The following is a 22,932-nucleotide window of genomic DNA, read 5'->3' as shown; positions in this document are numbered from 1 at the left end:
GGGCATGGATGCGTTCTATATAAGAATGTAGGCGGATCGCAGCAGCTTCCGTGCCAGGCGTGGCGGCATCAGCCGTCCTCGTCGGACCACGGCGCCGCCGGCGGACGCTGCGTGCGCTCGTCGGCCTGCGCCTGCTCGCGGCGCTCGTCGGCGCGGCGGTCGGCGTCCTGGAAACGCCGCGCGACGCTCTCCAGCGCCTTGGCGCGGCTGCGCGCGGCCAGCCAGCGGATGCGCTCCTGCTCCAGCGCCTCGCGCTGGCGCTGCACGACGCCGCGCTGGTGTTCGATCGCCTCGTTGATGCGCTGCAGGAACTGGCGGTGGTTGAGCAGCGCGCGCACGTCGACGCCGCCCTGCAGGGTGCCGGCGTACTCGTCGCGGAAGTGCTCGAGCTCGCGCAGCTGCGCCTCGCCGCTGGCCAGCAGCCGCTGCTGCTCGGCCAGGCGGCGGCCGGCGCTGCCGGCGCGCTCGCCGGCCAGCTCGGCGGCCTTGCCCATGCTGTCGGCGCGGCGGCTCACGCGGCGGCTCCGTCGGGCTCGAGCGCCGCGCCCAGCGCGGCGATCGCCTCGCGCAGCGCGGTCGGTTCGTCGACGTCCTGCTGCAGGAACGCGCTCAGCCGCGGCCACAGCGCGATCGCCTCGTCGACGCGCGGGTCGCTGCCCTTCTGGTAGGCGCCCACCGCGATCAGGTCGCGCTGCTGGCGATAGGCCGAATAGACCTGGCGGAAGCGGCGCGCGGCGTCGAGGTGCGGCTTCGCCACCACCGCCGGCATCACGCGGCTGATCGAGGCTTCGATGTCGATGGCCGGATAGTGCCCCGCTTCGGCCAGATCGCGCGACAGCACGATGTGGCCGTCGAGGATCGCGCGCGCGGCGTCGGCGATCGGGTCGTGGCGGTAGTCGTCGCCCTCGGTCAGCACGGTGTAGAAGGCGGTGATCGAGCCGCCGCCGTCGGCGCCGTTGCCGGCGCGCTCGACCAGCGCCGGCAGGCGCGCGAACACGCTGGGCGGATAGCCTTTGGTCGCCGGCGGCTCGCCGATCGCCAGCGCGATCTCGCGCTGCGCCTGCGCGAAGCGCGTCAGCGAATCCATCAGCAGCAGCACCTTCAGGCCGCGGTCGCGGAAGTGCTCGGCGATCGCCGTGGCGAGCTGCGCGCCGCGCAGGCGGCTGAGCGGCGGGCTGTCGGCGGGCGCGGCCACCACCACGGCGCGGCGGCGGCCGGCGGCGCCGAGGATGTGGTCGACGAATTCCTTGACCTCGCGGCCGCGCTCGCCGATCAGGCCGACCACGATCACGTCGGCGTCGGTGAAGCGCGTCATCATGCCGAGCAGGGTCGACTTGCCGACGCCGGAGCCGGCGAACAGGCCCATGCGCTGGCCGCGGCCGACGGTCAGCAGCGCGTTGATCGCGCGCACGCCGACGTCCAGCGGTTCGTCGATCGGGTGGCGCGCCATCGGGTTGATCGGCGCGCCGTTCAGGCGCGCGTGTTCGCTGCAGCGCAGCGGGCCGCCGCCGTCCAGCGGCGTGCCGCCGGCGTCGATCACGCGGCCGAGCAGCGCGTCGCCGACCGGAATCTCCGAGGCGGCATCGCAGGGCACCACGCGCGCGTTCGGCAGGATGCCGTGCATCTCGCCGGTGGGCATCAGGAACAGGCGCTCGCCGGCGAAGCCGACCACTTCGGTCTCGATGCGCGCGCCGTCGGCGCCGTCGACCAGGCAGCGTCCGCCCAACGGCGCCTCGCAGCCGACCGCCTCCAGGGTCAGGCCGACCACGCGCCGCAGCATGCCCTCGGCGAGCAGCGGCCGCGGTTGTGCGGCGGCCTCGCGGCGCAGCGCCAGGCGCTCGCGCAGGCGCGCGGCGCGCGCCTGCTGCAGGCGGGCGAGGCGCGCGCTCACGCGCCGCCCTCCTGCGCCGCGCCGGCATCGAGGTCGCCGCTGCGGCCCTCGCCCAGCACCGCGCCGATCACCGCGCCGAGACGCGTCTCCAGGCGCGCGTCGACGCGCGAGACCTCGCTGGCGACGCGGCAGCCGCCGCGGGTCAGCAGCGGATCCTCGACGATCTCCCAGGCGCGCCCGCTTTCCGGCGCGGCCAGGTGCTCGCGCACCAGGCGCGCGTCGTCGGGATGGAGGTGCACGCGCACGTGCCGCGTCGACGACGGCAGCGCGGTCAGCGCCGCACGCACCACGCCGATCACCTCGTCGGGGTGCTGGCGCAGCTCGCGCCGCACCAGCTGGCGCGCGATCGCCACCGCGAGCTGCGCCAGCTCGCGCTCGGCGGCCTCGTCCAGCGGCGCGAACGCGGGCGCCAGCGCGTCCAGCAGCGCCTCCAGCTCGCGCACGCGCGCCTCCTGCTCGCGGCGCGCGGCGGCGCGGCCTTCCTCGAGGCCGCGCGCGTAGCCTTCGGCGCGCGCCTCCGCCTCCAGGCTTTCCAGCTTGCGCAGGGTCTGCGGCGGCTGCGCGCGCGCCGGCCCCATCTCCGGCAACTCCCAGCGCTGCGCGCAATCGACCTGCTCGCGGGCCAGCACGCCGCTCAAGTTCATCGCTACACTCCCCTGTCCGCGCACACGACGCGGCGCCGCTTACACATAGTCATCGCCGCCCGCGCCGAGGCTGATCTGGCCGGCGTCGGCCAGCCGCCGCGCCGCCGCCAGGATCTCCTTCTGCGCGGCGTCGACCTCGCTCAGCTTGACCGGCCCCTTCACCTCGAGGTCGTCGCGCAGCATGTCGGCGGCGCGCTTGGACATGTTGGCGAAGATCTTCTCGCGCACGTTCGGCTCGCTGCCCTTCAGCGCGATCACCAGGCGGTCGGTGGAGATCTCGCGCAGCAGCGTCTGCATGCTGCGGTCGTCCAGCCCGGCGAGGTCGTCGAACACGAACATCAGGTCCTGGATGCGCTGGGCGAGATTGGCGTCGACCTTGGTGATCGCCTCGATCAATTCGGTCTCGCGCGCCGTCTCCATCGCGTTGAGGATGTTGGCCGCGGCCTTGTGACCGCCCACCGTGGACGACTTGAACTTGGCGGTGTTGCCGGAGAACTGCTTCTCCATGATCTCGTCCAGCTCGTGCAGCGCGTGCGGCTGGATGCCGTCGAGGGTGGCGATGCGCATCACCACGTCGGCGCGCACGCGCTGCGGCAGGAAGCCCAGCACTTCCGCCGCCTGGTCGGGGTCGAGGTGCGCCAGCACGATGGCGATGATCTGCGGATGCTCCTGGCCGATCATCTCGGCGACCGCGCGGCTCTCCATCCACTTCAGCGATTCCAGGCCCTTGGTGCTGCGGCCGAGCAGGATGCGGTCGATCAGGCTGGAGGCCTTGTCCTCGCCGAGCGCGTTGACCAGGATCTTGCGGATGTATTCCTCGGTGCCGACGCCGATCGAGGTCTGCTGCTCGATGGTGCGCGTGAAGCTGTCCAGCACCGCGTCGGCCTGCTCGCGCGAGACGTTCTTCAGCGCCGCCATCGCGGTGCCGACGTTCTGCACGTCGCGCGCGCCGAGATGCTTCAGCACCTCGGCGGCATCCTGTTCGCCCAGCGTCAGCAGCAGCACGGCCGCGCGCTGCGCGCCGGAAAGCTTGCTCAGATGATCAGCCGCCATCCTCGGCCACCCAGCTCTTCACCACCTGCGCCACCTGCTTCGGGTCCTGGCTGACCATGCGCTTGGCCAGCGTCACCTTCTGGTCGTAGTCGAGCGGCGCCTGCGCCGCGGCCGGCGCCGCGCCCAGCGTCAGCCGGTCCGGCGCCGGTTCCGCCGCCGGCAGCGCCGGCGCCGGCGCGGCGCGGCGCGGCGCCGCCGGGCCGACCAGGCTGCGGAACAGCGGCCGCAGCACGCCGAACATCAGCACCAGCAGCACCAGCGCGCCGAGGCCCTGCTTGATCACGTCGCGCACGCCCGGCCGCGACAGCAGCGGCGTGCCCGGCACGTCCGCGGCCGGTTCGGTGTGGAACGGCACGTTGACCACGGACACGCTGTCGCCGCGCGCGGCGTCGAAGCCGACCGCGTTCTTCACCAGCTCCGTCATCTGCGCCAGCTCGGCCTTGCCGATCGGCACGCTCTTGCTGGCGCCCTGGGCGTCGACCGCCTGCTTGTTGTCCACCACCACCGCCACGCTCAGCCGGCGGATCGCGCCGACCGGCGCGCGCGTGTGGCTGATGGTGCGGTCGAGCTCGTAGTTGCGCGTGGCGGCGCTGGAACTTTCGGTGGGCGCGGCCGCCGCCTGCGTCGCCGCCGCGGCGGGCTGCGCGGCGGCGCCGGCCGCCGGGTTGGCCGCGGTCGGCTGCGCCGGGGTCGACGGCGGCTGGTTGCTCAACGCGCCGGGAATGCCCTGCGCCTCGCCGCCGCCGTCGCGGCGCTGCTCGCTGCTGACCTGCTCGCTGCGCAGCGCCGGCTTGTCGTGGTCGAAGGTCTCGCTGGTCTTCTCGGTCTCGGTGAAGTCCATGTCGGCGACCACCTGCGCGCGCACGCGGCCGGCGCCGACCAGCGGCGTCAGCAGCTCCTCGACGCGCGCGGCGTAGGCGTCCTCGACGCTCTGCATCAGGCGGAAGCGGGCGTCGGCGACGTCGGCCGCGCTGCCGCCGTCGCCGGCGGTGAGCAGCTGGCCCTGCTGGTCGATCACCGAGACCTGGCGCGGGTCGAGGTCGGGCACGCTGGAAGCGACCAGGTGCACGATCGCGCCGACCTGCGAGGGATCGAGGCGGCGGCCGGGATACAGCGTCACCACCACCGAGGCGCTGGCCGGCCGGCGGTCGCGGATGAAGGCCGAGGCCTTCGGCAGCGCGAGGTGCACGCGCGCGCTCTTCACCGACTGCAGGCTGGCGATGGTGTTGGCGAGGTCGTTTTCCAGGCCCTGCTGGTAGCGCGCCTTCTCGGCGAAGTCGCTCATGCCGAACGGCGAGTCGGCGGCGGCGGCCGCGCTCTCGGCGCTGCCGCGCGGCAGCCCCTGCGCGGCCAGCTTCAGGCGCAGCGAGGTGACGTCGGCGGACGGCACGAACACCGAACCGCCGCTGCCGCCGAGCTGGTACGGCTCGCCGGCGGCCTGCAGCGCCTGCACCACCTGCGCGGCGTCCTTCTCGTCGAGGTTGGCGTACAGCAGCGCGTAGCTCGGCGAGCGCGACCACAGCACGATCGCCACGCCGACCGCGACCGCGGCGGCGATGCCGACCAGCAGCAGCAGCTGGCGCGCGCCGGGCAGCTGCGCGAGGTTGATGCGCGCGGCGGCGCGCTGCGGAACGGCGTTGCTGGCGGTGGCGAGGTTGGTCATGGCGTGGGCGTCCCGGCGGCGGCGCTCACATCGGCATGTTCATGATGTCCTTGTAGGCATCGACCAGCTTGTTGCGCACCTCGGTCATGGCGCGGAACGAGAGGTCGGCCTTCTGCAGCGCGACCATCACCTGCCCGAGGTCGGCGCGCGGATCGCCGCGCTCGAAGGCGTCGGCGAGCCGGCCGGCGCTGCGTTGCGTCTCCTCGACGCCGCCGACCGCCTGCTTCAGCAGCGCGCCGAAGTCCTGGCGGCCCGGCGCGGCCGCGTCCGCCTGCGTCGTGCCGGCGGCGGCGAACGGGCCGCCCGCCTGCGCGGCCAGGCTGCGCATCTGCGCCAGCAGGCCGTTGATGTCGATCTGGCTCATCGTGGATGTCCTTTGCGGGCGCCGGCGTTCCGACGCTGCTCACAGGGATGCACAGGCCGTGCCGACCGGCAGCGCCACGCCCGATTCGCGCAGCCGCTGCAGCTTGTGGCGCAGCGTGCGCGGGCTGATGCCGAGCCGCTCTGCCGCGGCCTTGCGGCTGCCGTTGCCGGCGCGCAGGGCCTCGAAGATCAGCGCCTGCTCGGAACGGCGCAGCGTGCTGTCCAGCGCCGTGGCGCCGTCGGCCGCCGCCGCGGGCGTCGGTATTTCGTCGCTCTCGAAGCGCAGCGCGTCGACGCCGAGGGTGTCGCCGGCGGCGAGCACCAGCGCGCGCAGCAGCAGGTTGTCCAGCTCGCGCACGTTGCCCGGCCAGCGGTGCGCCAGCAGGCGCGCCTCGGCGGCGGCGTCCAGCGCGGGCCCGGCGCGGCCGCGGCAATGGCGTGCCAGCAGGCGGCGCGCCAGCGGCAGGATGTCGCCGGGACGCTCGCGCAACGGCGGCAGGTGCAGCGGAAACACGTTCAACCGGTAGAACAAGTCCTCGCGGAAGCGGCCGGCGGCCACCTCCTCGCGCAGGCGGCGGTTGCTGGTGGCGATCACGCGCACGTCCAGCGCGATCGGGGCCCGGCCGCCGAGGCGCTCGACCTCGCGCTCCTGCAGCACGCGCAGCAGCTTGGCCTGCAGGCCGAGGCCCATCTCGGAGATCTCGTCCAGCAGCAGCGTGCCGCCCTGCGCCTGCTCGAACTTGCCGGCATGCGCGGCCTGCGCGCCGGTGTAGGCGCCCTTCTCGTGGCCGAACAGCACGGCCTCCAGCATGTTCTCCGGGATCGCCGCGCAGTTGATCGCGACGAACGGCCCGGCGGCGCGCGGCGAGTGCGCGTGGATGGCGCGTGCGTACACCTCCTTGCCGGTGCCGCTGTCGCCGCCGATCAGCACGGTGGCCTCGCTGGCGGCGACGCGGCGCGCCAGTGCCAGCAGCTCGCGCGAGCGCGGATCGACGGCGACCGGATCCTCGGCGCTGCCGCCGGCGTCGTGCAGGTGACGGCGCGCCAGCCGCACCAGTTGCGCGGCGTCGAACGGCTTGACCAGGTAGTCGGCGGCGCCCTCGCGCATCGCCTCGACCGCCTGCGCCACCGTGGCGAACGCGGTCATCATCACCACCGGCACGTGCGGGTGCGCGTGGCGCAGCCGCTTCAGCAGCGCGCGCCCGTCCAGCGGCCACATCTGCACGTCGCTGACGACCAGGCCGACCGGGCGCTCCGCCAGCAGCGCCAGCGCCCGCTCGCCGTCGGCGGCCTCGGCGACCGGCACGGCGGCCAGCTCCAGCGTCTCGCGCAGCGCCTCGCGCAGGTCGGCGTCGTCCTCGACGATCAGCACGCAGGGTTCGTTCATGGCATCGGTGTCCTCGTGTTCGCGACGGCGGCGGCGGACAGCGCGCGTCCGGCGTCCGCTTCCGGCAGCGACACCGTGAAGGTGGCGCCGGCGCCGGGCGCGCCGTGCACGGCGATCTCGCCGTCGTGCGCGGCGACCACCGCGCGCGCGACGGCGAGGCCGAGGCCGGTGCCGCCGCTGCGCGTGGTGAAGAAGGGTTCGAAGATGCGCTCGGCCAGCTCCGCGGGGATGCCGGGGCCATCGTCGCGGATGGCGATGCGGACGCGCCCGTCGGCGCGCCCGGCCTCGATGCGCACGAAGCCGCCGGCGCCGGCGGCCTGCAGCGCGTTGACGACGAGGTTGGTCAGCGCGCTGGCCAGCAGCTCGCGCTGCCCGCGCAGCGCGGCGCCGCCGCTCGCGTCCGCGCATTCGAGGCGCGCGCCGGGCGCGCGCTGCGGCTCGGCCGCGCGCACGATCTCGTCGAGCAGCGCGTCCACCGCGATGCGCTCGGCGCCGGCGCCGTCGCCGCGCGCGAACGCCAGCATGTCGGCGATCAGCCGTTCCAGATGGCGCAGCCGGGCCTGGATCCTGCCGCCGAGGCGCTGCGCGGTGGTCGCGTCGAGGCCGCCCTCGGCGAGCCGCGAGGCGTACAGCAGCGCCGCCGCCAGCGGCGTGCGCAACTGGTGCGCCAGCCGCGCGCTCATCTCGCCCATCGCCGACAGCCGTTCACGGCGCTCCAGCTTCGCCTGCAACGCGCGCGCCTCGCTGACGTCGGTGAACAGCCGCACCTCGCCGCCGCCGGGCAGGCGCCGCGTCGACAGCGCCAGGCTGCGGCCGTCGGCGAGGCGCAACGTGCCGCCGTCGGCGCCGGCGCCGACGGCGCGCGCGGCGATCGCCGGCCAAGGCTCGCCCGGGGACATCGGCCCGAAGAGCTCGCGCGCGCCGGCGTTGCATTCCTGCACGCGGCCGTCGCCGTCCAGCACCACCACGCCGCCGGGCAGCGCCTCGAGCAGGCCGTGCAGGCGTTCGGCGAGGCGCGCGCGCGCCTGCGATTCGCGCTCGCGCGCCGCGTCGGCGGCGGCGAGCTGCGTGCGCAGCAGCGCGACCTGCTGCTCCAGCTCGCGGTAGGACTCGGCGAGCACGCGCGAGGTGTCGTTGAACAGGGCGAAGGCCCGCTCGAGTTCGCTGGCCCGCTGTTCGGCGCTGGCGTTCATGCATGCTCCGGGGAGACTTCCGCGCGGAGGCGTCGCAACGATCGTGCCAGGCGGCGGAACGCTGCCGCCTCAACGGGTTGCGCGCGCCGCCGCGCGGCGGCGTCAAGATCCCGACAGCTGCAGGCCGCCCTGCATCCCGTACTTGCGCAGCTTTTCCACCAGCGTGGTGCGCTGCAGGTGCAGCAGCTTGGCGGCCTGGGCGACGATGCCGTCGGAGGCCTGCAGCGCCTGGCGGATCAACGCCATCTCGATGCCGGCGAGATGATCCTTGAGGTCGATGCCGGAGCGCGGCAGCAGCATGCAGCTCTCCAGCGCGCTGACGCCGCCCGTCTGGCCCGCCGCCAGCGCGTCGATGTCGTGCTCGACCTCGACACCGCTGCGGTACTTGGCCGGCAGGTCGGCGGCCGCGACCGAGCCGCGCGGATACAGGATCGCCAGCCGCTCGATCAGGTTGGCCAGCTCGCGCACGTTGCCCGGCCAGGCGTAGCGCGCCAGCGCGCGCAGCGCGCTCTCCTGCAGCATCACGCTCTCCAGGCCGCGCCGCGCCATGCGCGCGCCGAACTCGGCGATCAGCTCGGGCAGGTCGCCGAGGCGCTCGCGCAGCGGCGGCATCTCGATCGGGAACACGCTCAGGCGGTAGTACAGATCCTCGCGGAACTGGCCGCGCGCGATCGCTTCCTCGAGGTTGCGGTGGGTGGCGGCGATGATGCGCACGTCGCAGCGCTGCGAGCGGTTGCTGCCGACGCGCTCGTAGACGCGCTCCTGCAGCACGCGCAACAGCTTGACCTGCATCGGCAGGCTCATGTCGCCGATCTCGTCGAGGAACAGCGTGCCGCCCTCGGCGATCTCGAAGCGCCCCTTGCGGGTGTTGATCGCGCCGGTGAAGGCGCCCTTCTCGTGGCCGAACAGCTCGCTCTCCAGCAGCTCGGCGGGGATCGCGCCGCAGTTGATCGGCACGAACGGCTTGTCGCGGCGCGGCGAGGATTCGTGGATGGTGCGCGCGACCAATTCCTTGCCGGTGCCGGACTCGCCGAGGATCAGCACGCTGGAATCGAACGGCGCGACCTGGCGGATCAGCGCGTTGACGCGGCGCATCGGCGCGCTGCTGCCGACGAAGCGCGTCGTCGGGGCCGCCGGCTCGCCGCGGCGGTGGCGCAGTTGCGCCAGCAGCTCGGAGAGCTGCGTCTCGCGCAGCGGCACGTCGACCAGGTGGTATTCGCGGCGCGCCTCGCGCGCCAGCCGCTCCACCGCCGGCGAGTCCGCCGCCACCAGCAGCGGCATCGCCTCGCTGCGCTTCTCGATCAGCGCCAGCTCGCGCTCCAGCGCCTCGCCGCTGACGCCGCCGACGTAGGCCGCGCGCGGGCGCGCGTCGCCGGCATCGTCAGGCTGTCTCCCCCCGGCTCCATGGATGCACGCGCGATAGCCGAGGCTGTCCAGGACCGCGGCGACCACCCGCGCGCGGTCCCGGTCCGGTTCGATCACGTAAATGGATGAGTACGGCACGGCCCTCTTGCCCCCTGTGGCAATGCGGAGCCATGGCGGCGCACACGAAACGGCGCCAAACCACGCTCCCGTTCCGGCGACCCCGTCGCCGCGCGCTCGACCGGCGGCGTGCGACCGGATGCCCGTGGTCGCCCGTCTTCGCCATCGTCTCGTCACGCATGCACGCACGTCGTGACGGACGATGATCGGACGGGCGATCGCAGCTTATCGATGCGCCATCGCGCCGCCAGAGCGGCGCGTCAAACAACTGTGAAGTCACTGTGACGCCGTTGGCATTTCGCTTCCCCACCTTCGGCGCATGTCGCGCAGTGTCAGTCGGACTGCCGCAAAGCGGCAGTTCGCGCATGGTGGAAATTGCGGCAATTTCATCCGGCGCCCGCGCGGCACGCTGCGCCGGCGCCGCGCAGTGTCGCGGCCGGCGCTACGGCGCGTCGCCGCGCGCGGCGTGGCGCGCCTCGGCGATGCGGCGGCGGTGATCGCGGAACACCAGGCGCTCCAGCGCTTCCCGCAGCGGCGCGGGCAGTTCGTGGAACAGCACGACGCAGCGGCGCTCGTGCGGCGCGCGCGGCGCCACCCGTCCCGGCAGGCGCAGCGGCACCGCCGGGCAGGCGTCGAGGTGCAGCGCGACGATGCCGTGCGCGCCGGACGGCGGCGGCGCGGCGTCCTCCCAGGCGACGCCGTGGGAGTTCAGGCGCAGCGCGCGCGGCGGCGGCGGCGTCCGCTCGCGCGCCAGCAACGCGCCGACCAGTTCCAGCAGCAGGTTGAGCTTGGCGTCGATCCATGCCAGCTCGGGCGAGGGCACACCGTCCTCGGCGGCTTCGGCGCGATGGCGCTCGTCGCGCGCCGCGACCACGCCGAGCACGGTGAGATCGGTCTCGAACAAGCGCGCCAGTTCGGCGCCGGCGGGCGCTTGCGCCTGCGGCGTCCAGGCGAGCGGCAGCGCGCCCTCGTAGGCGATGTGTTCCTCGAACCGGCGCAGCGCTTCGTGATCCATGCTTGCTCCCCCGCGGGCGCGGCACGCGCCTAGCGCGGCGGGCGCGCCGCCTGCAGGTAGGCGTCGGTGCCCTGCCGGCCGCGACGGGCGGCGTCCCACTCCCGCGCCGCGGCGTCGCGCGCCGCGCTGACGCAAGCGTCCAGTTCGGCGTTCACCGCCAACAGCTCGCGCAGCAGCGGCGCCGCCTCGGCGGGCAGCGCGCCGTCGTGGCGCAGCAGGCGCGCGCGCTCGGCCTGCAGCTCGGCGAGGCGCGCCCAGTCGCCGCCACGCGCCAGCGCCAGCATGGCGCGGCTGAGCCGCAGCCCGCCGTCGAGGTCGCGCAGCGCGTCCGCGCTCATGCGCCCGCTCCCGCCGCGCCGGGGCGCAGCGCCAGCGCCTGCGGCCGGATCGCGTCCCACGCCGACTTGATCTCGCGCAGCAGGCCGGCCACTTCCTCCAGCATGCCGGCGTCGTCGGCGGCGTTGGCCTGCAGCAGGCGCCGGCCCATGTACTCGTAGAGCGCCTCGAGATTGCCGGCCAGCGCGCCGCCGGCCTCGAAGTCGAGACTGCCGCGCAGGCCTTCGACGATGGCGATGGCGCGCGAGATGCATTCGCCCTTGCGCGCCACCTCGCCGCGCCGCATGTGGCCGATGGCGGCGGTGATGCGTTCCAGCGCGCCTTCCATCAGCATCGCGGTCAGGCGGTGCGGATCGGCCTGCTCGACGCTGCCGCGGGTACCGACCTGGCGGTATTGGGCAATGGCGCTGGAGCCGTTGGGAAATGCCATGGCGATGGTTCCTCGTTGTGGGCGCGCGCGCCCGCCTACTTGTTCGACTGGCCCGGCAGCGGCATGTTGGCGAGCTGCTGGGTCAGGAAGCTGCTGGTGGTCTTCATGCTGCTGAGCAGCGTGTCCAGCGCGGTGAACTGCGCGCGGTACATCGCTTCTTCCGCGCTCATGCGCGCGTCCAGCGCGGCCTGCTGGTCGTCGAGATCCTTGGAGCGGTCGTTCAGGCTCTGCGTGCGGCTGTCGAGGATGCCGTTGCTGTCGAGGTAGCCGTCGAGCAGGCTGTTCAACGAAGCGCCGTAACCGCCGCTGCCGGTGAACAGGCCGGCCACCTGCGCCGGATTGGCGGCAAGCGCGTTGTTCAGCGCCGTGCCGTCGAGCTTGAGCGTGCCGTCCACCTGGAAGCTGATGCCGATGTCGCCGAGCGCGCGATAGGTGTCGCCGCTCGCGCCCACCACCGCGCCGAGCCGCTGCGCGAGCTGGTTGGAAATGCTGAGCAGGGTCGAGTCGCCGAGCAGCGGTCCCGACTGCCCCGAGGCCGCGTCGTAGGACGCCAACTGCTTGGCGCCGGTGACGAAAGCGTTGTAGCTGGCGACGAATGCGTTGATCGTGCCGGTGATCGAGGCCGTATCCTGGGCGACGGTGAGGGTGTGCGTGTTGCCGACGTCGGCCGCGGCCAGGTTGAGGGTGACGCCGTCGATCGCGCCGGTCACGGTGTTGGTGGCGCTGGTCACGGCGAGCCCGTCGATCTTGAGGCTGGCGTCCTTGGCGGCGGTCACCACCGTCAGATTGTTGACGCCGTTGCCCGGATCGTAGCCCAGCGCGGCGAGGCCGCCATCGCCGCCGCCGGCGGTGACGGTGAAGGCGTTGGCGACGCCGGTCTTGGTCGCGGTCAGCACCAGGTGCGCGCCGTCGCTGCCGTTGACGATGGTGGCGCTGACGCCGGGATTGCCGCTCGCCTTGTTGATCGCGTCGCGGATGCCCGCGAGCGTGTTGTTCGTGCTGTCGATGTTGATGGCGACCGAACTGCCGCCGACGGCGAGCGTGAGCGTGCCCGTGCCGACGACGGTATCGCTGGCGGCGTACGCCCCCGACTGCAGCTTCTGCGCGGCGGCGAGGCCGTCGACTTCGACGGCGTAGCTGCCGGCGACCGCGGTCGAGGTGGCGCTGGCGGTGAAAGTCGAGGTGCTGTCGGAGCCGGCGACGCGCTTGCCGAACACGCTGCCGTCGGCCAGGGTGGACAGCGCGGTCTGCATCGACGACAGCAGCGACTTCAGCGTGCCGATCGCGGAGAGCTGCGACTGCACGCTGCCGCGCTGGCTGTCGATCTGGCCCTGCAGCGGCTGCTTGTCGGCGGCGACCAGCTGGCTGACCAGGCTGTTGACGTCGAGGCCGGAGCCGATGCCGGGGGAGGTGATGGCTGCCATGCGCTGTACCCTCGTCGGGGATGCCGTATGCGCACCGCGACGGTGCGCGCCTGCGCGTCGAGCAAGTTGCGTACCAAGACGCGCGGTCCGCGGCGGACGCCGCTCTGCGCGTTCTCGCCGCGATGCCGCCGCCCGGATTCCGCCGGCCGGCGGCAAGATCGTGCCGGCTTCCTTGCCGGGGTCCGGGCGGACGACCGTCCGCCCGGACCGTTACCGCGTGCGCCGGATCAGCCCAGCAGCTTCAGCACCGTCTGCGGCATCGAGTTGGCCTGCGCCAGCACCGAGACGCCGGCCTGCTGCAGGATCTGCGCGCGGCTCATGTTCGCCGTCTCCGCCGCGAAGTCCGCGTCCTGGATGCGCGAGCGCGAGGCCGACAGGTTCTGCGAAACCGCCTGCAGGTTGGAGATCGTCGACTGGAAGCGGTTCTGGATCGCGCCCAGCGTGCTGCGCAGGCTGCTGACCGTCTGCAGCGCCGAGTCGACGCGGTTGATCGCATCGTTGGCGTTGGCCACCGTGGTCACGTTGACGTTGCTCAGCGTGTTGCTGTCCTTGGCGATCGTCGCCGAGGAGAAACCGAGGTCGGCGTAGGCGCCGGTCATCGTGATGTTGTCGGCCGCGCTCAGCGTGACGGTGCCGCGATTGGTCGTGACCATGCCCGCGGCCAGGCCGCCGGTGGCGCCGCCGCCCAGCGTCTGGGTGACGGCGATGTCGCGGCCGTCGGCCGTGCTCAGCGTCATGTTGCCGCTGGTGCTGTCGAAGCTGGCCGAGACGCCGGTCTGGCTGGAGTACAGGTTGATCTGCGCGGCGACCTGGCCGCCGGTCAGCGCGGCGCCGCTGGTGTCGGCAGCGCTGTAGATGGACACGCCGTTGATGCTCAGGCTGTAGGTGTTGCCGGCGCCGCCGCCGGTCGCCGTGAACGCGCCGGTGACGGAGTTGGAGGCGGTCGCGGTCAGGCCGGCGACGCCGGAAGCATTGATCGCCGCGGCCTTGGCGTAGGCGCTGCTGGCGGTCTGGCCGGCGCCGCTGCCGGCGACGGACGCGCCGATCGCGACGGCCTGGCCGGAACCGACGGCGATCGTCACGCCGCCCGCGGTCAGCGCGTTGCTGGTGACGGCGCCGCTGGTGGCCTTGGCGATCTGGCCGATCTGCGAGGCGCCGACGCCGGTGGAGAGGTTGACGCTGATGGTGTCGCCGACGTTGGCGCCGACCTGGAACTGCGCGGTGCCGAAGGTGCCGTCGAGCACGTGCAGGCCGTTGAACGTGGTCTGCTTGGTGATGCGGTCGACCTCGGCGATGCGCTGCTGCACTTCCTGGTCGAGCGCCGCGCGGTCGGTGGCGGAGTTGGTGGCGTTCGCCGACTGCACGGCCAGCTCGCGGATGCGCTGCAGGTTGTTGGTCAGCTCGGACAGCGCCGACTCGGCGGTCTGCGCCAGCGACACGCCGTCGTTGGCGTTGCGCACCGCCTGGTTGAGGCCGTTGATCTGGGTGGTGAAGCGCGTCGCGATGGCGAGACCCGCGGCGTCGTCCTTGGCGCTGTTGATGCGCAGGCCGGAGGACAGGCGCTCGAGCGAGGTGGACAGCGCGTCCTGCGAAGACGACAGGTTGCGCTGCGCGTTCAGCGACATGATGTTGGTGTTGATGATCGCAGACATCTGAATTCTCCTGACGGAATCAGTGTGCCGGTATCGCACCGGCTTGGTTCGCATACCGGCGGCGCCATTCCGTGTCGGAACCGTCGCTCGCCTCGGTGTTCTGGATCGGCCCGCCCCGGCGAAACTTGAGCGCCGCCGCGGCGCAATCGGCCGGAAAATGCGGCGCAGTTCCGGATTCCGACACGGCCCCGCGCTAGGCGCGCGGCCGACGCGCCCTTGGCGGACGGTAGGCCGGGGGCGGCCGCTGCCAACCCGTCGTCTCGGCGCGGAGGAACGCGGATCGGAAGGGAGCTCTATCCGCGCTCGTCCGCGCGGATCCGCGTGCAACAAGTCTTCGCTTCGCCCCGCCGCTCGTCGAAGCGCCCGCGCGGCGCGGATCAGGAGGACAGGTAGTTGAACAGCGACAGGCCCTGCACCTTGACGAAGGCCTGCTGCGAGGCCTGCAGGCCGAGCAGTTGCAGGTTGAGCTTGCTGACGGCGCTGGCGTAGTCGAGGTCCTGGATGCCGGACAGCGTCGCCTTCACCTGCACGCCGATGCCGGCGTTGACGTTCTTCTGCTGTTCCAGCGCGTTCATGCGCGCGCCGACGCGCGCGCGCGTTTCGACCAGGCGCCCGGAGGCCTGATCGAGATTCTCCAGCGCGCGGTTGAGGCGTTCGTTCAACGCCGCGCGGTCGGTGGCATTGGCGACCGGCGCGTCGAGCGCGTCGGCGATGTCCTGGATGGTGGCGAACACGTCGCGCGTCGCGCTCGGCGCGACGCGGAAGCTGTCGCCCGCCGCGGGCGTGCCGCCGATCGACACCTGCACGCCCTTGAACGCGATGGTGTCGTTGCCGCCGTAGCTGCCGCTGGCGATCACCGCGCCGCCGCCGTCGACCACCTGCCAGGCGTCGGGCGCGGTGAAGCGGATGTCGTAGGTGCCGCCGTCCCAGGCCGCGTTGTCGGTCACCTGGTTGGCGCCGACCACCGCGGTGCCGGTGTTGCCCGCCGCTGCCGTCACCGCGAACGTGCCGTTGCCGGTGGGAATGCGCTGGAACACGTCGGAGCCGGGGTCGCCGGTGGCGGTGGTTTCGCCGGGCGCGGTGGCGACGCTGCGCTGGCCCTGGTCGCCGGCGTAGGCGACGCCGGCGGGCGAGCGCACGAACGGCTGTGTGCGCGTGGCGTTGCCGGCGAACAGGTATTCGCCGTTGGCGTCGCGGCTGTTGGCGATCTGCACCAGCTGGTCGAGACGCTGGCGCAGCTCGAGCGCGATGTCGTGACGCGTCTCGTTGGTCTGCGTGGCGTTGGCGCCCTGCACGGTCAGCTCGCGCACGCGCTGCAGCACGTCGCCGGCGGAAGACAACGCTTGCTCCTCCAGCGCCAGCCGGCTGCCGGCAGCGTCGATGTTGCGCGTGTACTGCGTGTTGGCGGCGTCGAAATGCGTGAGGTCCAGCGCGCGCGCGCTGCCGGCGGGATCGTCCGACGGCGCGAGGATGCGCCTGCCGGTGGCGATCTGCTGCTGCGTGACGGCGAGATCGGACTGGCGGTCGAGCATCGCGTTGACCGCCTGCTGCTGCATCCACGAGGTCGAAATGCGCATGACTATCTCCCGCCCACCGCGCCGAGCAGGGTCTGGAACAGCGTGTCGGCCACGGCGATCACCCGCGCCGAGGCCTGGTAGGACTGCTGGTAGCGCACCAGGTTCGACGCCTCTTCGTCGAGGTTGACGCCGGAGACGTTCGACTGCGCCTGCTGCGCCTGGTTGAGCAGGCCGGTCTGCGCGGCCAGCCCGGTCTTGACCTGTGCCACCGTGCTGCCCACCTGCGCCACGAGCTGGCCGTAGGCGGCGCCGACGCTGGTGTTGCCGCCGTCCAGCACGCCGGTGTCGGCCAGCCGGCCGAGCGCCAGCGCGTTGCCGTTGTCGCCGATGCCGCCGGTGTTCGCCGAAATGGTGAAGGTATCGCCCGCGGCCGGCGCGCCGTTCAGCGTGACGCTCCAGCCGTTGGCGCCGATCGTGCCGCTGGCCGGCAGCGTCTGCACGGCGCCGCCGTTGATCTGGTAGGTGGTGGCCGAGACGAAGGTGATCGTCGCCGTCGTCAGCAGGTTGGGATCGCCCGCATCGGTGATGCTGGGCGCGCCGAGCGTGGCGCTGCCGGCGTTGCCCGCGGCCGCCGCGGCGCGCACCGGCACCGCGGCGGCGATCGCGTCCGGATCGTCGATCGCCACCCGCAGGCTGGCGGCGGCGCCGCGCGTCGGCTGGATCGCGAAGCTGTCGCCGGCATTGGCGCTGCCGCCGACCACCAGGCTCAGGCCGTCGGCGACGAACGGGTCGGCGGCGGTGCCGCTGCCGGTCATCGCCACCGCGGTGCCGTCGCTGCGCTTCAGCGACCACGCGCTGCCGTCGTAGCTCAGCACGTAGTCGGACGCGGTCAGCCTGGACACGTCGGCGACGGCGGCGGCGACGGACGCGCTGCCGGCGTTGCCGCTGTTGCGCAGCACGCTGGGCGCGCCGAGGCTGAAGAAGTCGCCGCCCAGCCGGCCGTTGGCGTCCAGGCCGGCGCGGTGCTGCGCGTTGAACGCCGTGGCCAGCGCGGTCGCGGTGCGGCCGAGCTGGTTGCGCGCGGGATCGAGCAGCTGCGCGCGGAAATCCAGCAGGCCGCCCAGCATGCCGCCGCTGAGCTGGCCGCTGATCGGCACCGGCGGCGTGCCGGCGGCGATCTCGGCACGGGTCGGATCGTAGGCGTCACCGATCGTGCGCAGCGTCGAGGCCTGGTTGCCCAGCACCAGCGGCTGGCCGTTGCCGACGAAGACGTTGATCGTGTTGTCGTCCTGCGGCACCAGGCTGACGCCGACGTCGCCGGCGAGCTGCTTGACCAGCGCGTCGCGCCGGTCGAGCAGGTCGTTGGGCGCGGCGCCGGTGCTGGACGCCGCCTGGATCTGGTCGTTGAGCCTGGCGATGGCCTGGCCGATGCCGTTGATCTCGTCGACGGCGGCGCCGATGCGCTTGCTCGTTTCCTGGTCGAGCTGATCGAACTGCGCGGCGAGGCCGTGGAAACGCGAGGCCAGCGCGTTGGCCTGGCCGAGCAGCGCCTGCCGCGTCGGCGTGTCGGCCGGGAAGTCGGCCAGGTCCTGGACCGCGCCGTAGAACGCGTCCAGCGCCGGTTGCAGACCCGCGTTCTTGTCGGCCAGCAGGTTGTCGACGCGGTTGGCCAGGTCGCCGAACGTGCCGTAGCGGCTCTGCCCGGAAGTGGCGTTGCGCACCTGGTCGGTGAGGTACTGGTCGTACAGGCGCTGCACCGAACCGACGGTGGCGCCCTGGCCGACATAGAACGGGCCGGTCTGCAGCGGGTTGCGCGCGACGAAATTGACGCGCTGGCGGCTGTAGCCGTCGGTGTTGACGTTGGCGATGTTGTGGCTGGTGGTGTTCAGCGCGATCTGCGACGACAGCAGCCCGGAAATGCCGGTGGACAGCATGTCAGCCATGGCGGGAGGCGCTCCTGGCGGTCGGGGCGTGCATGCGCATCACCCTCGGGTTGACGGCAGCGCGGCGGATTCCTTGAACGCCGCCAGCGCTTCGTCCATCGGCGCGCTGTGCGCGATCGCGCGCAGCTTGGCCGCGTAATCGGGGTCGGTGGCGTAGCCGGCGGACTGCAGCGCCTGGGCGAAGCCGGCGATGTCGTCGCCGCGGCCGAGCGCGGCGGCGTAGCGCGGGCTGCCGTTGAGCAGGCGCGCGTAGTCGGCGAAGGCTTCGGCCGGCGAGGCGTAGGCGCGGAAGCTGTCCTGCCGGCGCACGGCGACGCCGTTCTCGAATTCGACGGTCGGCACGTTGACCCGCGCGCCGCTCCAGCGCTCGCCGGCCTTGATGCCGAACAGGTTGAAGCTGGCGCGGCCGTCGGCGTGCTGCGGCATGTGCCGGCCCCAGCCCGTCTCCAGCGCGGCCTGCGCCAGCAGCGCGCGCGCCGACACGCCGAGCTGCTTGGCCGCCGCCTGCGCGTACGGCGCCAGCGCCTGCACGAATTCCTTCGGCCCGCTCGGCAGCCAGTGCTCGGCGAAGCGCTGCGCGCGCGCGGCGAGGCCGCCGAGCGCGCTGCCCGCACGGTCGAGCAACGCGCCGAGCGGGTCGGCGGCCGCGGCATCGGCGGCCGGCGGCGCGGCGTCTGCCGCCGGCGCGGACGACGGTGCGGCATTTGCCGCCGGCGCGGCGGCGGCGTGGGCGCCGCCGAGCTGGCGCATCAGCATCGCGGCGATGCCGAGACCGTGGCCGCTGCTCGACAAGGACACGGCGAGCTGCTGATCGAACATCTGCTGGTAGGCGCGGGTCTGCTCGCTGTCGAACAAGCCGTCGCCGGGTGTGGCCTCGCGCATCGACTTCAACAGCATCTGCGTGAACAGCGCCTCGAACTGCTGCGCGGTCTTGGCCAGCGCGCCGCGGTCGTTGCGCTGCGCGGCCGCCTTCAGCCGGTCGAGACCGGCGAAGTCGGTGTAGGTGCCCAGCCCGCGCGCGTCGATCGCCATGGCCGCCTCAGATCACCACCAGCTGCGCGTGCAGCGCGCCGGCTTCCTTCAGCGCCTGCAGGATCGCCACCAGATCGCTGGGCGCGGCGCCCACCTGGTTCACCGCGCGCACGATGTCGTCGAGGCTGACGCCGGGCGCGAACTTGAACATGTGCCCGCCGTGCTCGGTGATCTGCACGCTGGACTGCGGCACCACCGCGGTCTGCCCGCGGCCGAACGGCGCCGGCTGGCTGACGTAGGGCTGCTCGCCGATGCTGACCTCGATCGCGCCGTGCGCCACCGCGGCCGGCGAGACGCGCACGTCGGAGCCGATCACCACGGTGCCGGTGCGCGAATTGATCACCACGCGCGCGGAAGTCTCGGCCGGCTGCACGTCGAGGTCCTGCAGCGCGCCGAGGAAGGCCACGCGCTGCGAGGCGTCGGCGGGCGCGCGCACCGCCACCGAGGTGGCGTCCAGCGCCTGCGCGGTGCCGGCGCCGAAGGTGCCGTTGATCGCCTGCACCAGGCGCGCGGCGGTGGTGAAGTCCGGCGTGTCGAGGTTCAGCACCAGCGGGCCGTCCGCGGCGAAGGCGTTCAGCACCGCGCGCTCGACGGTGGCGCCGTTGGGGATGCGCCCGCTGTTGGAGATGTTCACCTGCACGCTGGAGCCGCTCTGCCCCTGCGCGCTGACGCCGCCGATCACCAGGTTGCCCTGCGCGATCGCGTACACCTGGCCGTCGGCGCCGCGCAGCGGCGTCATCAGCAGGGCGCCGCCGCGCAGGCTCTTGGCGTTGCCGATCGAGGCCACCACCACGTCGATGCTCTGCCCCGGCTTGGCGAACGGCGGCAGCTCGGCGGTGACGGTGACCGCGGCGACGTTGCGCAGCTGCGGGCGCACGTTGTCCGGCACGGTGATGCCGAACTGCTGCAGCATGTTCTCGATGCTCTGCGTGGTGAACGGCGCCTGGCTGGTCTGGTCGCCGCTGCCGTCCAGGCCGACCACCAGGCCGTAGCCGATCAACTGGTTGCTGCGCACGCCCGCCACCTGCGCGATGTCGCGCACGCGCTCGGCATGCAGCGGCGCGGCGAGGCAGGCGCACAGGATCAGCAGCGCCAGTGCGACGAACGGCGTGCGCGCGTGCAGCCGACGGTGCGCGAAGTCCGCTCGCCCACCGCGCGGCGGTTCTTGTCCCCCTCTTCCCGGCGCGGAGAGGGTCGGGGCGAGGGGGACGCGCGCGGAGCGCGCGCGCCGGGCATCCATGGCATCGACGGTGGTCGTATTCATCGGTTCACGCTCTCTGTGTGCGAGCGGGAAGCACGGACGCTGCGCGTCTGCCCCCACCCTGCCCTCTCCCCGACGGGGAGAGGGGAAGAGCGAAGCCGCTGCGGCCACGGCTATCGCGCATGACCACACGCGCCGCACACATCGCCGCAGTCTGCTGCGCCCGCGTACCCATCAGAACGGCATCCACTTCGAGCTGAAGAAGCGCGACAGCCAGCCCTTGGTGTTGGCGTCGGCCAGCGTGCCCTTGCCGGTGTAGGCGATGCGCGCGTCGGCGACGCGCGTCGACGGCACGGTGTTGTCCGGGCCGATGTCCTGCGGGCGCACGATGCCGGCGATGCGCACCAGCTCCTGGCCCTGGTTGATGGTCAGCCACTTCTCGCCGCGCACCAGCAGGTTGCCGTTGGCGAGACGTTGCGCCACGGTGACGGTGATCTCGCCGCTCAACTGGTTGCTCTGGCTGCTGGAGCCGGAGCCGTCGAAAGCGCGCTCGCCACCGAGGCCGATCGACGCCGCCTTGCCGTGCAGCGACGCCGTCTGGCCGAGCAGGGTCGGCGCGGCGAGGTCGGTCTTGTCCTTCTTGCTGGTGGTGGTGCTGGCCTTCTTGCTGGCCTGCGTGTTCTCCACCAGCACGATGGTGAGGATGTCGCCGGCGCGGTGCGCCTTGGGATCGCTGAACAGCTCCATGTTCTGCGCGTCGTGCCAGATCGCTCCGTCCGCCGGCGCGGCGGCGACCGCGGGTTCCGGCATGGTCGGCGCGTAGGACGCGTCCTCGCGCGGCGGCGCGCTCATGCAACCGGCCAGCGCGGCGGCGGCGAGCAAGGCACAGGCGTACTTCGCGGGACTCGGGACTGGGGACCGGGGACTCGAGGAAAAGCCCCGCTGGCCGACGCCATTGCGCCGCGATCGGTTCGCGGCGAGACCGGGACACGGCGATCGTTGCATCGACGCGCGCTCCGCCAAATCCCGAGTCCCGAGCCCCGAGCCCCGAGCCCCGTCGCAAGAGTCCCGAGTCCCGAGTCCCGGCTCCCGATGACTGCCATGAACGCCGCTCATCGCGCTCCGTCCCTCACGTGTGCTGGTTGATGAACTGCAACATCTGGTCGCTGGCCGAGATCGCCTTCGAGTTCATCTCGTAGGCGCGCTGCGTCTCGATCATGTTGACCAGCTCCTCCACCACGTTGACGTTGGAGGTCTCGAGCGAGCCCTGCGCCAGCGTGCCGAGGCCGTTCAAACCCGGCGTGCCGGTCTGCGGCGTGCCGCTGGACGCGGTCTCGACGTACAGGTTCTGCCCGCGCGGCTCGAGGCCGGCGGGATTGGCGAAGTCGGCGAGCTGCAGCGTGCCGACCTGCACCGGCGCGGCCTGCCCCGGCACCTGCGCGGTGACGGTGCCGTCGGCGCCGATGGTGATCGCCTGCGCGTTGGTCGGCAGGGTGATCGACGGCTGCAGCGGATAGCCTTCGGCGGTGACGATCTGGCCCTGCGCATCGAGGTGCAGCGAGCCGTCGCGGCTGTAGGCCACGCTGCCGTCCGGCATCTGCACCTGCAGGAAGCCGCGGCCCTGGATCGCCACGTCCAGCGAATTGCCGGTCTGCACCAGGTTGCCCTGGGTGAACAGCTTCTCCGTGCCGACCACGCGCACGCCGGTGCCGAGCATCAGTCCGGACGGCGACTGCGTCTGCTCGGAGGTCTGCCCGCCGGCCTGGCGCACGTCCTGGTACAGCAGGTCCTCGAACTCCGCGCGCGAACGCTTGAAGCCGGTGGTGTTGACGTTGGCCAGGTTGTTGGAGGTGACCGCCATGCGCGTCTGCTGCGCGTCGAGGCCGGTCTTGGCGATCCACAGGGCGGAGAACATCGTCGTCTGCTCCTTGCGCCGGCGTCGGCCGCGCGCACGTGAAAAGGGAATCAGGTCGCCTGCAGCAACTGCGCGGCGACGCGGGCGTTGTCGTCGGCGGTGCGGATGCCGCGCACCTGCATCTCGAACTGGCGCGCCAGCTCGATCATGCGCACCAGCTGCTCCGACGGGTTGACGTTGCTGGACTCGATCACGCCGGAGGCGAGCCGCACGCCGGCGTCGGCCGGCGCATTGCCGCCGGCGAGGTGCATCAGACCGTCGCCGCCCTTGACGAGCTGCGCCGGCTCGGGATTCACCAGCTTGATGCGGCCGATTACGGCCAGCGTCGCCGGCCCCTGGCCCTGCGGCACCACCGACACCGTGCCGTCGCCGCCGATGCTGAGCTGCGTGTACGGCGGCACCGAGATCGGGCCGCCGTCGCCCAGCACCGGCTGGCCGGCGGCGGTGGTCAGCAGGCCGTCGGCGCTGATCTGCAGCCCGCCGGCGCGCGTGTAACCTTCGCTGCCGTCCGGCGCCTGCACGGCGATCCAGCCTTGTCCCTGCACGGCGACGTCGAGGTCGCGGCCGGTGGTGATCTGCGGGCCGGCGCCGAGATCCCAGCCGCTGCCCTGCGCCACCGCGTTGATGCGCGAACGCTCGCCGTCGCCCAGCACCGGCACGCTGCGGAACGCCGACAGCTCGGCCTTGAAGCCGGCGGTGCCGGCGTTGGCGAGGTTGTGCGCCACCTCGGCCTGCGCGCGCATGGTCTGCGCCGCCCCGGTCATCGCCACGTACAGCGAGCGGTCCATGGT

Annotated in this window: 21 protein-coding genes; all 21 read right to left on the bottom strand. The window is 72.9% G+C overall.

The window, feature by feature from the left end; genetic code table 11:
- Positions 1 to 68: 68 nt before the first annotated feature.
- On the bottom strand, positions 69 to 515 hold the full coding sequence (gene fliJ / locus MBSD_RS02875; RefSeq protein ID WP_114693189.1) for a flagellar export protein FliJ: 447 nt from the start codon (positions 513 to 515) through the stop codon (positions 69 to 71).
- On the bottom strand, positions 512 to 1,891 hold the full coding sequence (fliI, locus tag MBSD_RS02870) for a flagellar protein export ATPase FliI (protein WP_425478088.1): 1,380 nt from the start codon (positions 1,889 to 1,891) through the stop codon (positions 512 to 514). The genes fliJ and fliI overlap by 4 nt, the downstream gene beginning before the upstream one ends.
- Entirely contained in the window at positions 1,888 to 2,535 is a 648-nt protein-coding gene (locus tag MBSD_RS02865) for a FliH/SctL family protein (protein ID WP_062534876.1), read from the bottom strand. Before MBSD_RS02865 ends, fliI begins: the two co-directional genes overlap by 4 nt.
- A 39-nt stretch (positions 2,536 to 2,574) precedes the next feature.
- Positions 2,575 to 3,588: a flagellar motor switch protein FliG gene (gene fliG, locus MBSD_RS02860; RefSeq protein ID WP_062534874.1), complete on the bottom strand. Its 1,014-nt coding sequence runs from the start codon at positions 3,586 to 3,588 to the stop codon at positions 2,575 to 2,577.
- On the bottom strand, positions 3,578 to 5,251 hold the full coding sequence (gene fliF, locus MBSD_RS02855; protein WP_062534872.1) for a flagellar basal-body MS-ring/collar protein FliF: 1,674 nt from the start codon (positions 5,249 to 5,251) through the stop codon (positions 3,578 to 3,580). The genes fliG and fliF overlap by 11 nt, the downstream gene beginning before the upstream one ends.
- Positions 5,252 to 5,276: 25 nt before the next feature.
- Entirely contained in the window at positions 5,277 to 5,615 is a 339-nt protein-coding gene (gene fliE, locus MBSD_RS02850) for a flagellar hook-basal body complex protein FliE (RefSeq protein WP_062534870.1), read from the bottom strand.
- A 39-nt stretch (positions 5,616 to 5,654) separates the two neighbouring features.
- Positions 5,655 to 7,001, bottom strand: a complete 1,347-nt coding sequence (locus MBSD_RS02845) for a sigma-54-dependent transcriptional regulator (RefSeq protein ID WP_062534867.1) — start codon at positions 6,999 to 7,001, stop codon at positions 5,655 to 5,657.
- Complete coding sequence (locus MBSD_RS02840; protein ID WP_062534866.1) at positions 6,998 to 8,194, bottom strand: sensor histidine kinase; 1,197 nt, start codon at positions 8,192 to 8,194, stop codon at positions 6,998 to 7,000. Before MBSD_RS02840 ends, MBSD_RS02845 begins: the two co-directional genes overlap by 4 nt.
- Positions 8,195 to 8,296: 102 nt before the next feature.
- Positions 8,297 to 9,697 carry a sigma-54 interaction domain-containing protein gene (locus MBSD_RS02835; protein ID WP_062534864.1) on the bottom strand — a complete coding sequence of 467 codons (1,401 nt, stop codon included), beginning with the start codon at positions 9,695 to 9,697 and terminating at the stop codon, positions 8,297 to 8,299.
- A gap of 421 nt (positions 9,698 to 10,118) precedes the next feature.
- On the bottom strand, positions 10,119 to 10,691 hold the full coding sequence (locus MBSD_RS02830) for a PilZ domain-containing protein (RefSeq protein WP_062534862.1): 573 nt from the start codon (positions 10,689 to 10,691) through the stop codon (positions 10,119 to 10,121).
- A 29-nt stretch (positions 10,692 to 10,720) separates the two neighbouring features.
- Complete coding sequence (locus MBSD_RS02825; RefSeq protein WP_062534860.1) at positions 10,721 to 11,029, bottom strand: flagellar protein FliT; 309 nt, start codon at positions 11,027 to 11,029, stop codon at positions 10,721 to 10,723.
- The gene (fliS, locus tag MBSD_RS02820) at positions 11,026 to 11,457 is read right to left on the bottom strand and encodes a flagellar export chaperone FliS (RefSeq protein WP_062534858.1); all 432 of its coding nucleotides are present in this window, start codon (positions 11,455 to 11,457) and stop codon (positions 11,026 to 11,028) included. The genes MBSD_RS02825 and fliS overlap by 4 nt, the downstream gene beginning before the upstream one ends.
- Positions 11,458 to 11,492: 35 nt before the next feature.
- Positions 11,493 to 12,881, bottom strand: a complete 1,389-nt coding sequence (fliD, locus tag MBSD_RS02815; protein ID WP_062534857.1) for a flagellar filament capping protein FliD — start codon at positions 12,879 to 12,881, stop codon at positions 11,493 to 11,495.
- Between the two features lie 227 nt (positions 12,882 to 13,108).
- Entirely contained in the window at positions 13,109 to 14,533 is a 1,425-nt protein-coding gene (locus MBSD_RS02810; RefSeq protein WP_062534855.1) for a flagellin N-terminal helical domain-containing protein, read from the bottom strand.
- Between the two features lie 377 nt (positions 14,534 to 14,910).
- On the bottom strand, positions 14,911 to 16,110 hold the full coding sequence (gene flgL / locus MBSD_RS02805; protein ID WP_062534853.1) for a flagellar hook-associated protein FlgL: 1,200 nt from the start codon (positions 16,108 to 16,110) through the stop codon (positions 14,911 to 14,913).
- 2 nt (positions 16,111 to 16,112) lie between these two features.
- Positions 16,113 to 17,993, bottom strand: coding sequence for a flagellar hook-associated protein FlgK (gene flgK / locus MBSD_RS02800; RefSeq protein ID WP_062534851.1), 1,881 nt, complete (start codon positions 17,991 to 17,993; stop codon positions 16,113 to 16,115).
- Between the two features lie 39 nt (positions 17,994 to 18,032).
- Complete coding sequence (flgJ, locus tag MBSD_RS02795; protein WP_062534849.1) at positions 18,033 to 19,025, bottom strand: flagellar assembly peptidoglycan hydrolase FlgJ; 993 nt, start codon at positions 19,023 to 19,025, stop codon at positions 18,033 to 18,035.
- A gap of 7 nt (positions 19,026 to 19,032) precedes the next feature.
- Complete coding sequence (locus tag MBSD_RS02790; RefSeq protein ID WP_237071730.1) at positions 19,033 to 20,289, bottom strand: flagellar basal body P-ring protein FlgI; 1,257 nt, start codon at positions 20,287 to 20,289, stop codon at positions 19,033 to 19,035.
- 171 nt (positions 20,290 to 20,460) lie between these two features.
- Positions 20,461 to 21,108, bottom strand: coding sequence for a flagellar basal body L-ring protein FlgH (flgH, locus tag MBSD_RS02785; protein WP_272898329.1), 648 nt, complete (start codon positions 21,106 to 21,108; stop codon positions 20,461 to 20,463).
- A 247-nt stretch (positions 21,109 to 21,355) separates the two neighbouring features.
- Positions 21,356 to 22,141, bottom strand: coding sequence for a flagellar basal-body rod protein FlgG (gene flgG / locus MBSD_RS02780; protein ID WP_062534846.1), 786 nt, complete (start codon positions 22,139 to 22,141; stop codon positions 21,356 to 21,358).
- A 50-nt stretch (positions 22,142 to 22,191) separates the two neighbouring features.
- The gene (flgF, locus tag MBSD_RS02775; RefSeq protein WP_062534845.1) at positions 22,192 to 22,929 is read right to left on the bottom strand and encodes a flagellar basal-body rod protein FlgF; all 738 of its coding nucleotides are present in this window, start codon (positions 22,927 to 22,929) and stop codon (positions 22,192 to 22,194) included.
- Positions 22,930 to 22,932 lie beyond the last annotated feature (3 nt).

The sequence above is a fragment of the Mizugakiibacter sediminis genome (genome assembly GCF_000953855.2).
GTDB classification, from domain to species: Bacteria; Pseudomonadota; Gammaproteobacteria; order Xanthomonadales; family Rhodanobacteraceae; genus Mizugakiibacter; species Mizugakiibacter sediminis.
This window is presented reverse-complemented; position numbering and strand designations above follow the sequence as displayed.

Coding starts and splice junctions, on each gene's coding strand:
- MBSD_RS02865 (WP_062534876.1), bottom strand. CDS start 2,535: ATGAACTTGAGCGGCGTGCTGGCCCGCGAGCAGGTCGATTGCGCGCAG.
- fliG (WP_062534874.1), bottom strand. CDS start 3,588: ATGGCGGCTGATCATCTGAGCAAGCTTTCCGGCGCGCAGCGCGCGGCC.
- fliF (WP_062534872.1), bottom strand. CDS start 5,251: ATGACCAACCTCGCCACCGCCAGCAACGCCGTTCCGCAGCGCGCCGCC.
- fliE (WP_062534870.1), bottom strand. CDS start 5,615: ATGAGCCAGATCGACATCAACGGCCTGCTGGCGCAGATGCGCAGCCTG.
- MBSD_RS02845 (WP_062534867.1), bottom strand. CDS start 7,001: ATGAACGAACCCTGCGTGCTGATCGTCGAGGACGACGCCGACCTGCGC.
- MBSD_RS02840 (WP_062534866.1), bottom strand. CDS start 8,194: ATGAACGCCAGCGCCGAACAGCGGGCCAGCGAACTCGAGCGGGCCTTC.
- MBSD_RS02830 (WP_062534862.1), bottom strand. CDS start 10,691: ATGGATCACGAAGCGCTGCGCCGGTTCGAGGAACACATCGCCTACGAG.
- MBSD_RS02825 (WP_062534860.1), bottom strand. CDS start 11,029: ATGAGCGCGGACGCGCTGCGCGACCTCGACGGCGGGCTGCGGCTCAGC.
- fliS (WP_062534858.1), bottom strand. CDS start 11,457: ATGGCATTTCCCAACGGCTCCAGCGCCATTGCCCAATACCGCCAGGTC.
- fliD (WP_062534857.1), bottom strand. CDS start 12,881: ATGGCAGCCATCACCTCCCCCGGCATCGGCTCCGGCCTCGACGTCAAC.
- MBSD_RS02810 (WP_062534855.1), bottom strand. CDS start 14,533: ATGTCTGCGATCATCAACACCAACATCATGTCGCTGAACGCGCAGCGC.
- flgL (WP_062534853.1), bottom strand. CDS start 16,110: ATGCGCATTTCGACCTCGTGGATGCAGCAGCAGGCGGTCAACGCGATG.
- flgK (WP_062534851.1), bottom strand. CDS start 17,993: ATGGCTGACATGCTGTCCACCGGCATTTCCGGGCTGCTGTCGTCGCAG.
- flgJ (WP_062534849.1), bottom strand. CDS start 19,025: ATGGCGATCGACGCGCGCGGGCTGGGCACCTACACCGACTTCGCCGGT.
- MBSD_RS02790 (WP_237071730.1), bottom strand. CDS start 20,289: ATGAATACGACCACCGTCGATGCCATGGATGCCCGGCGCGCGCGCTCC.
- flgG (WP_062534846.1), bottom strand. CDS start 22,141: ATGTTCTCCGCCCTGTGGATCGCCAAGACCGGCCTCGACGCGCAGCAG.
- flgF (WP_062534845.1), bottom strand. CDS start 22,929: ATGGACCGCTCGCTGTACGTGGCGATGACCGGGGCGGCGCAGACCATG.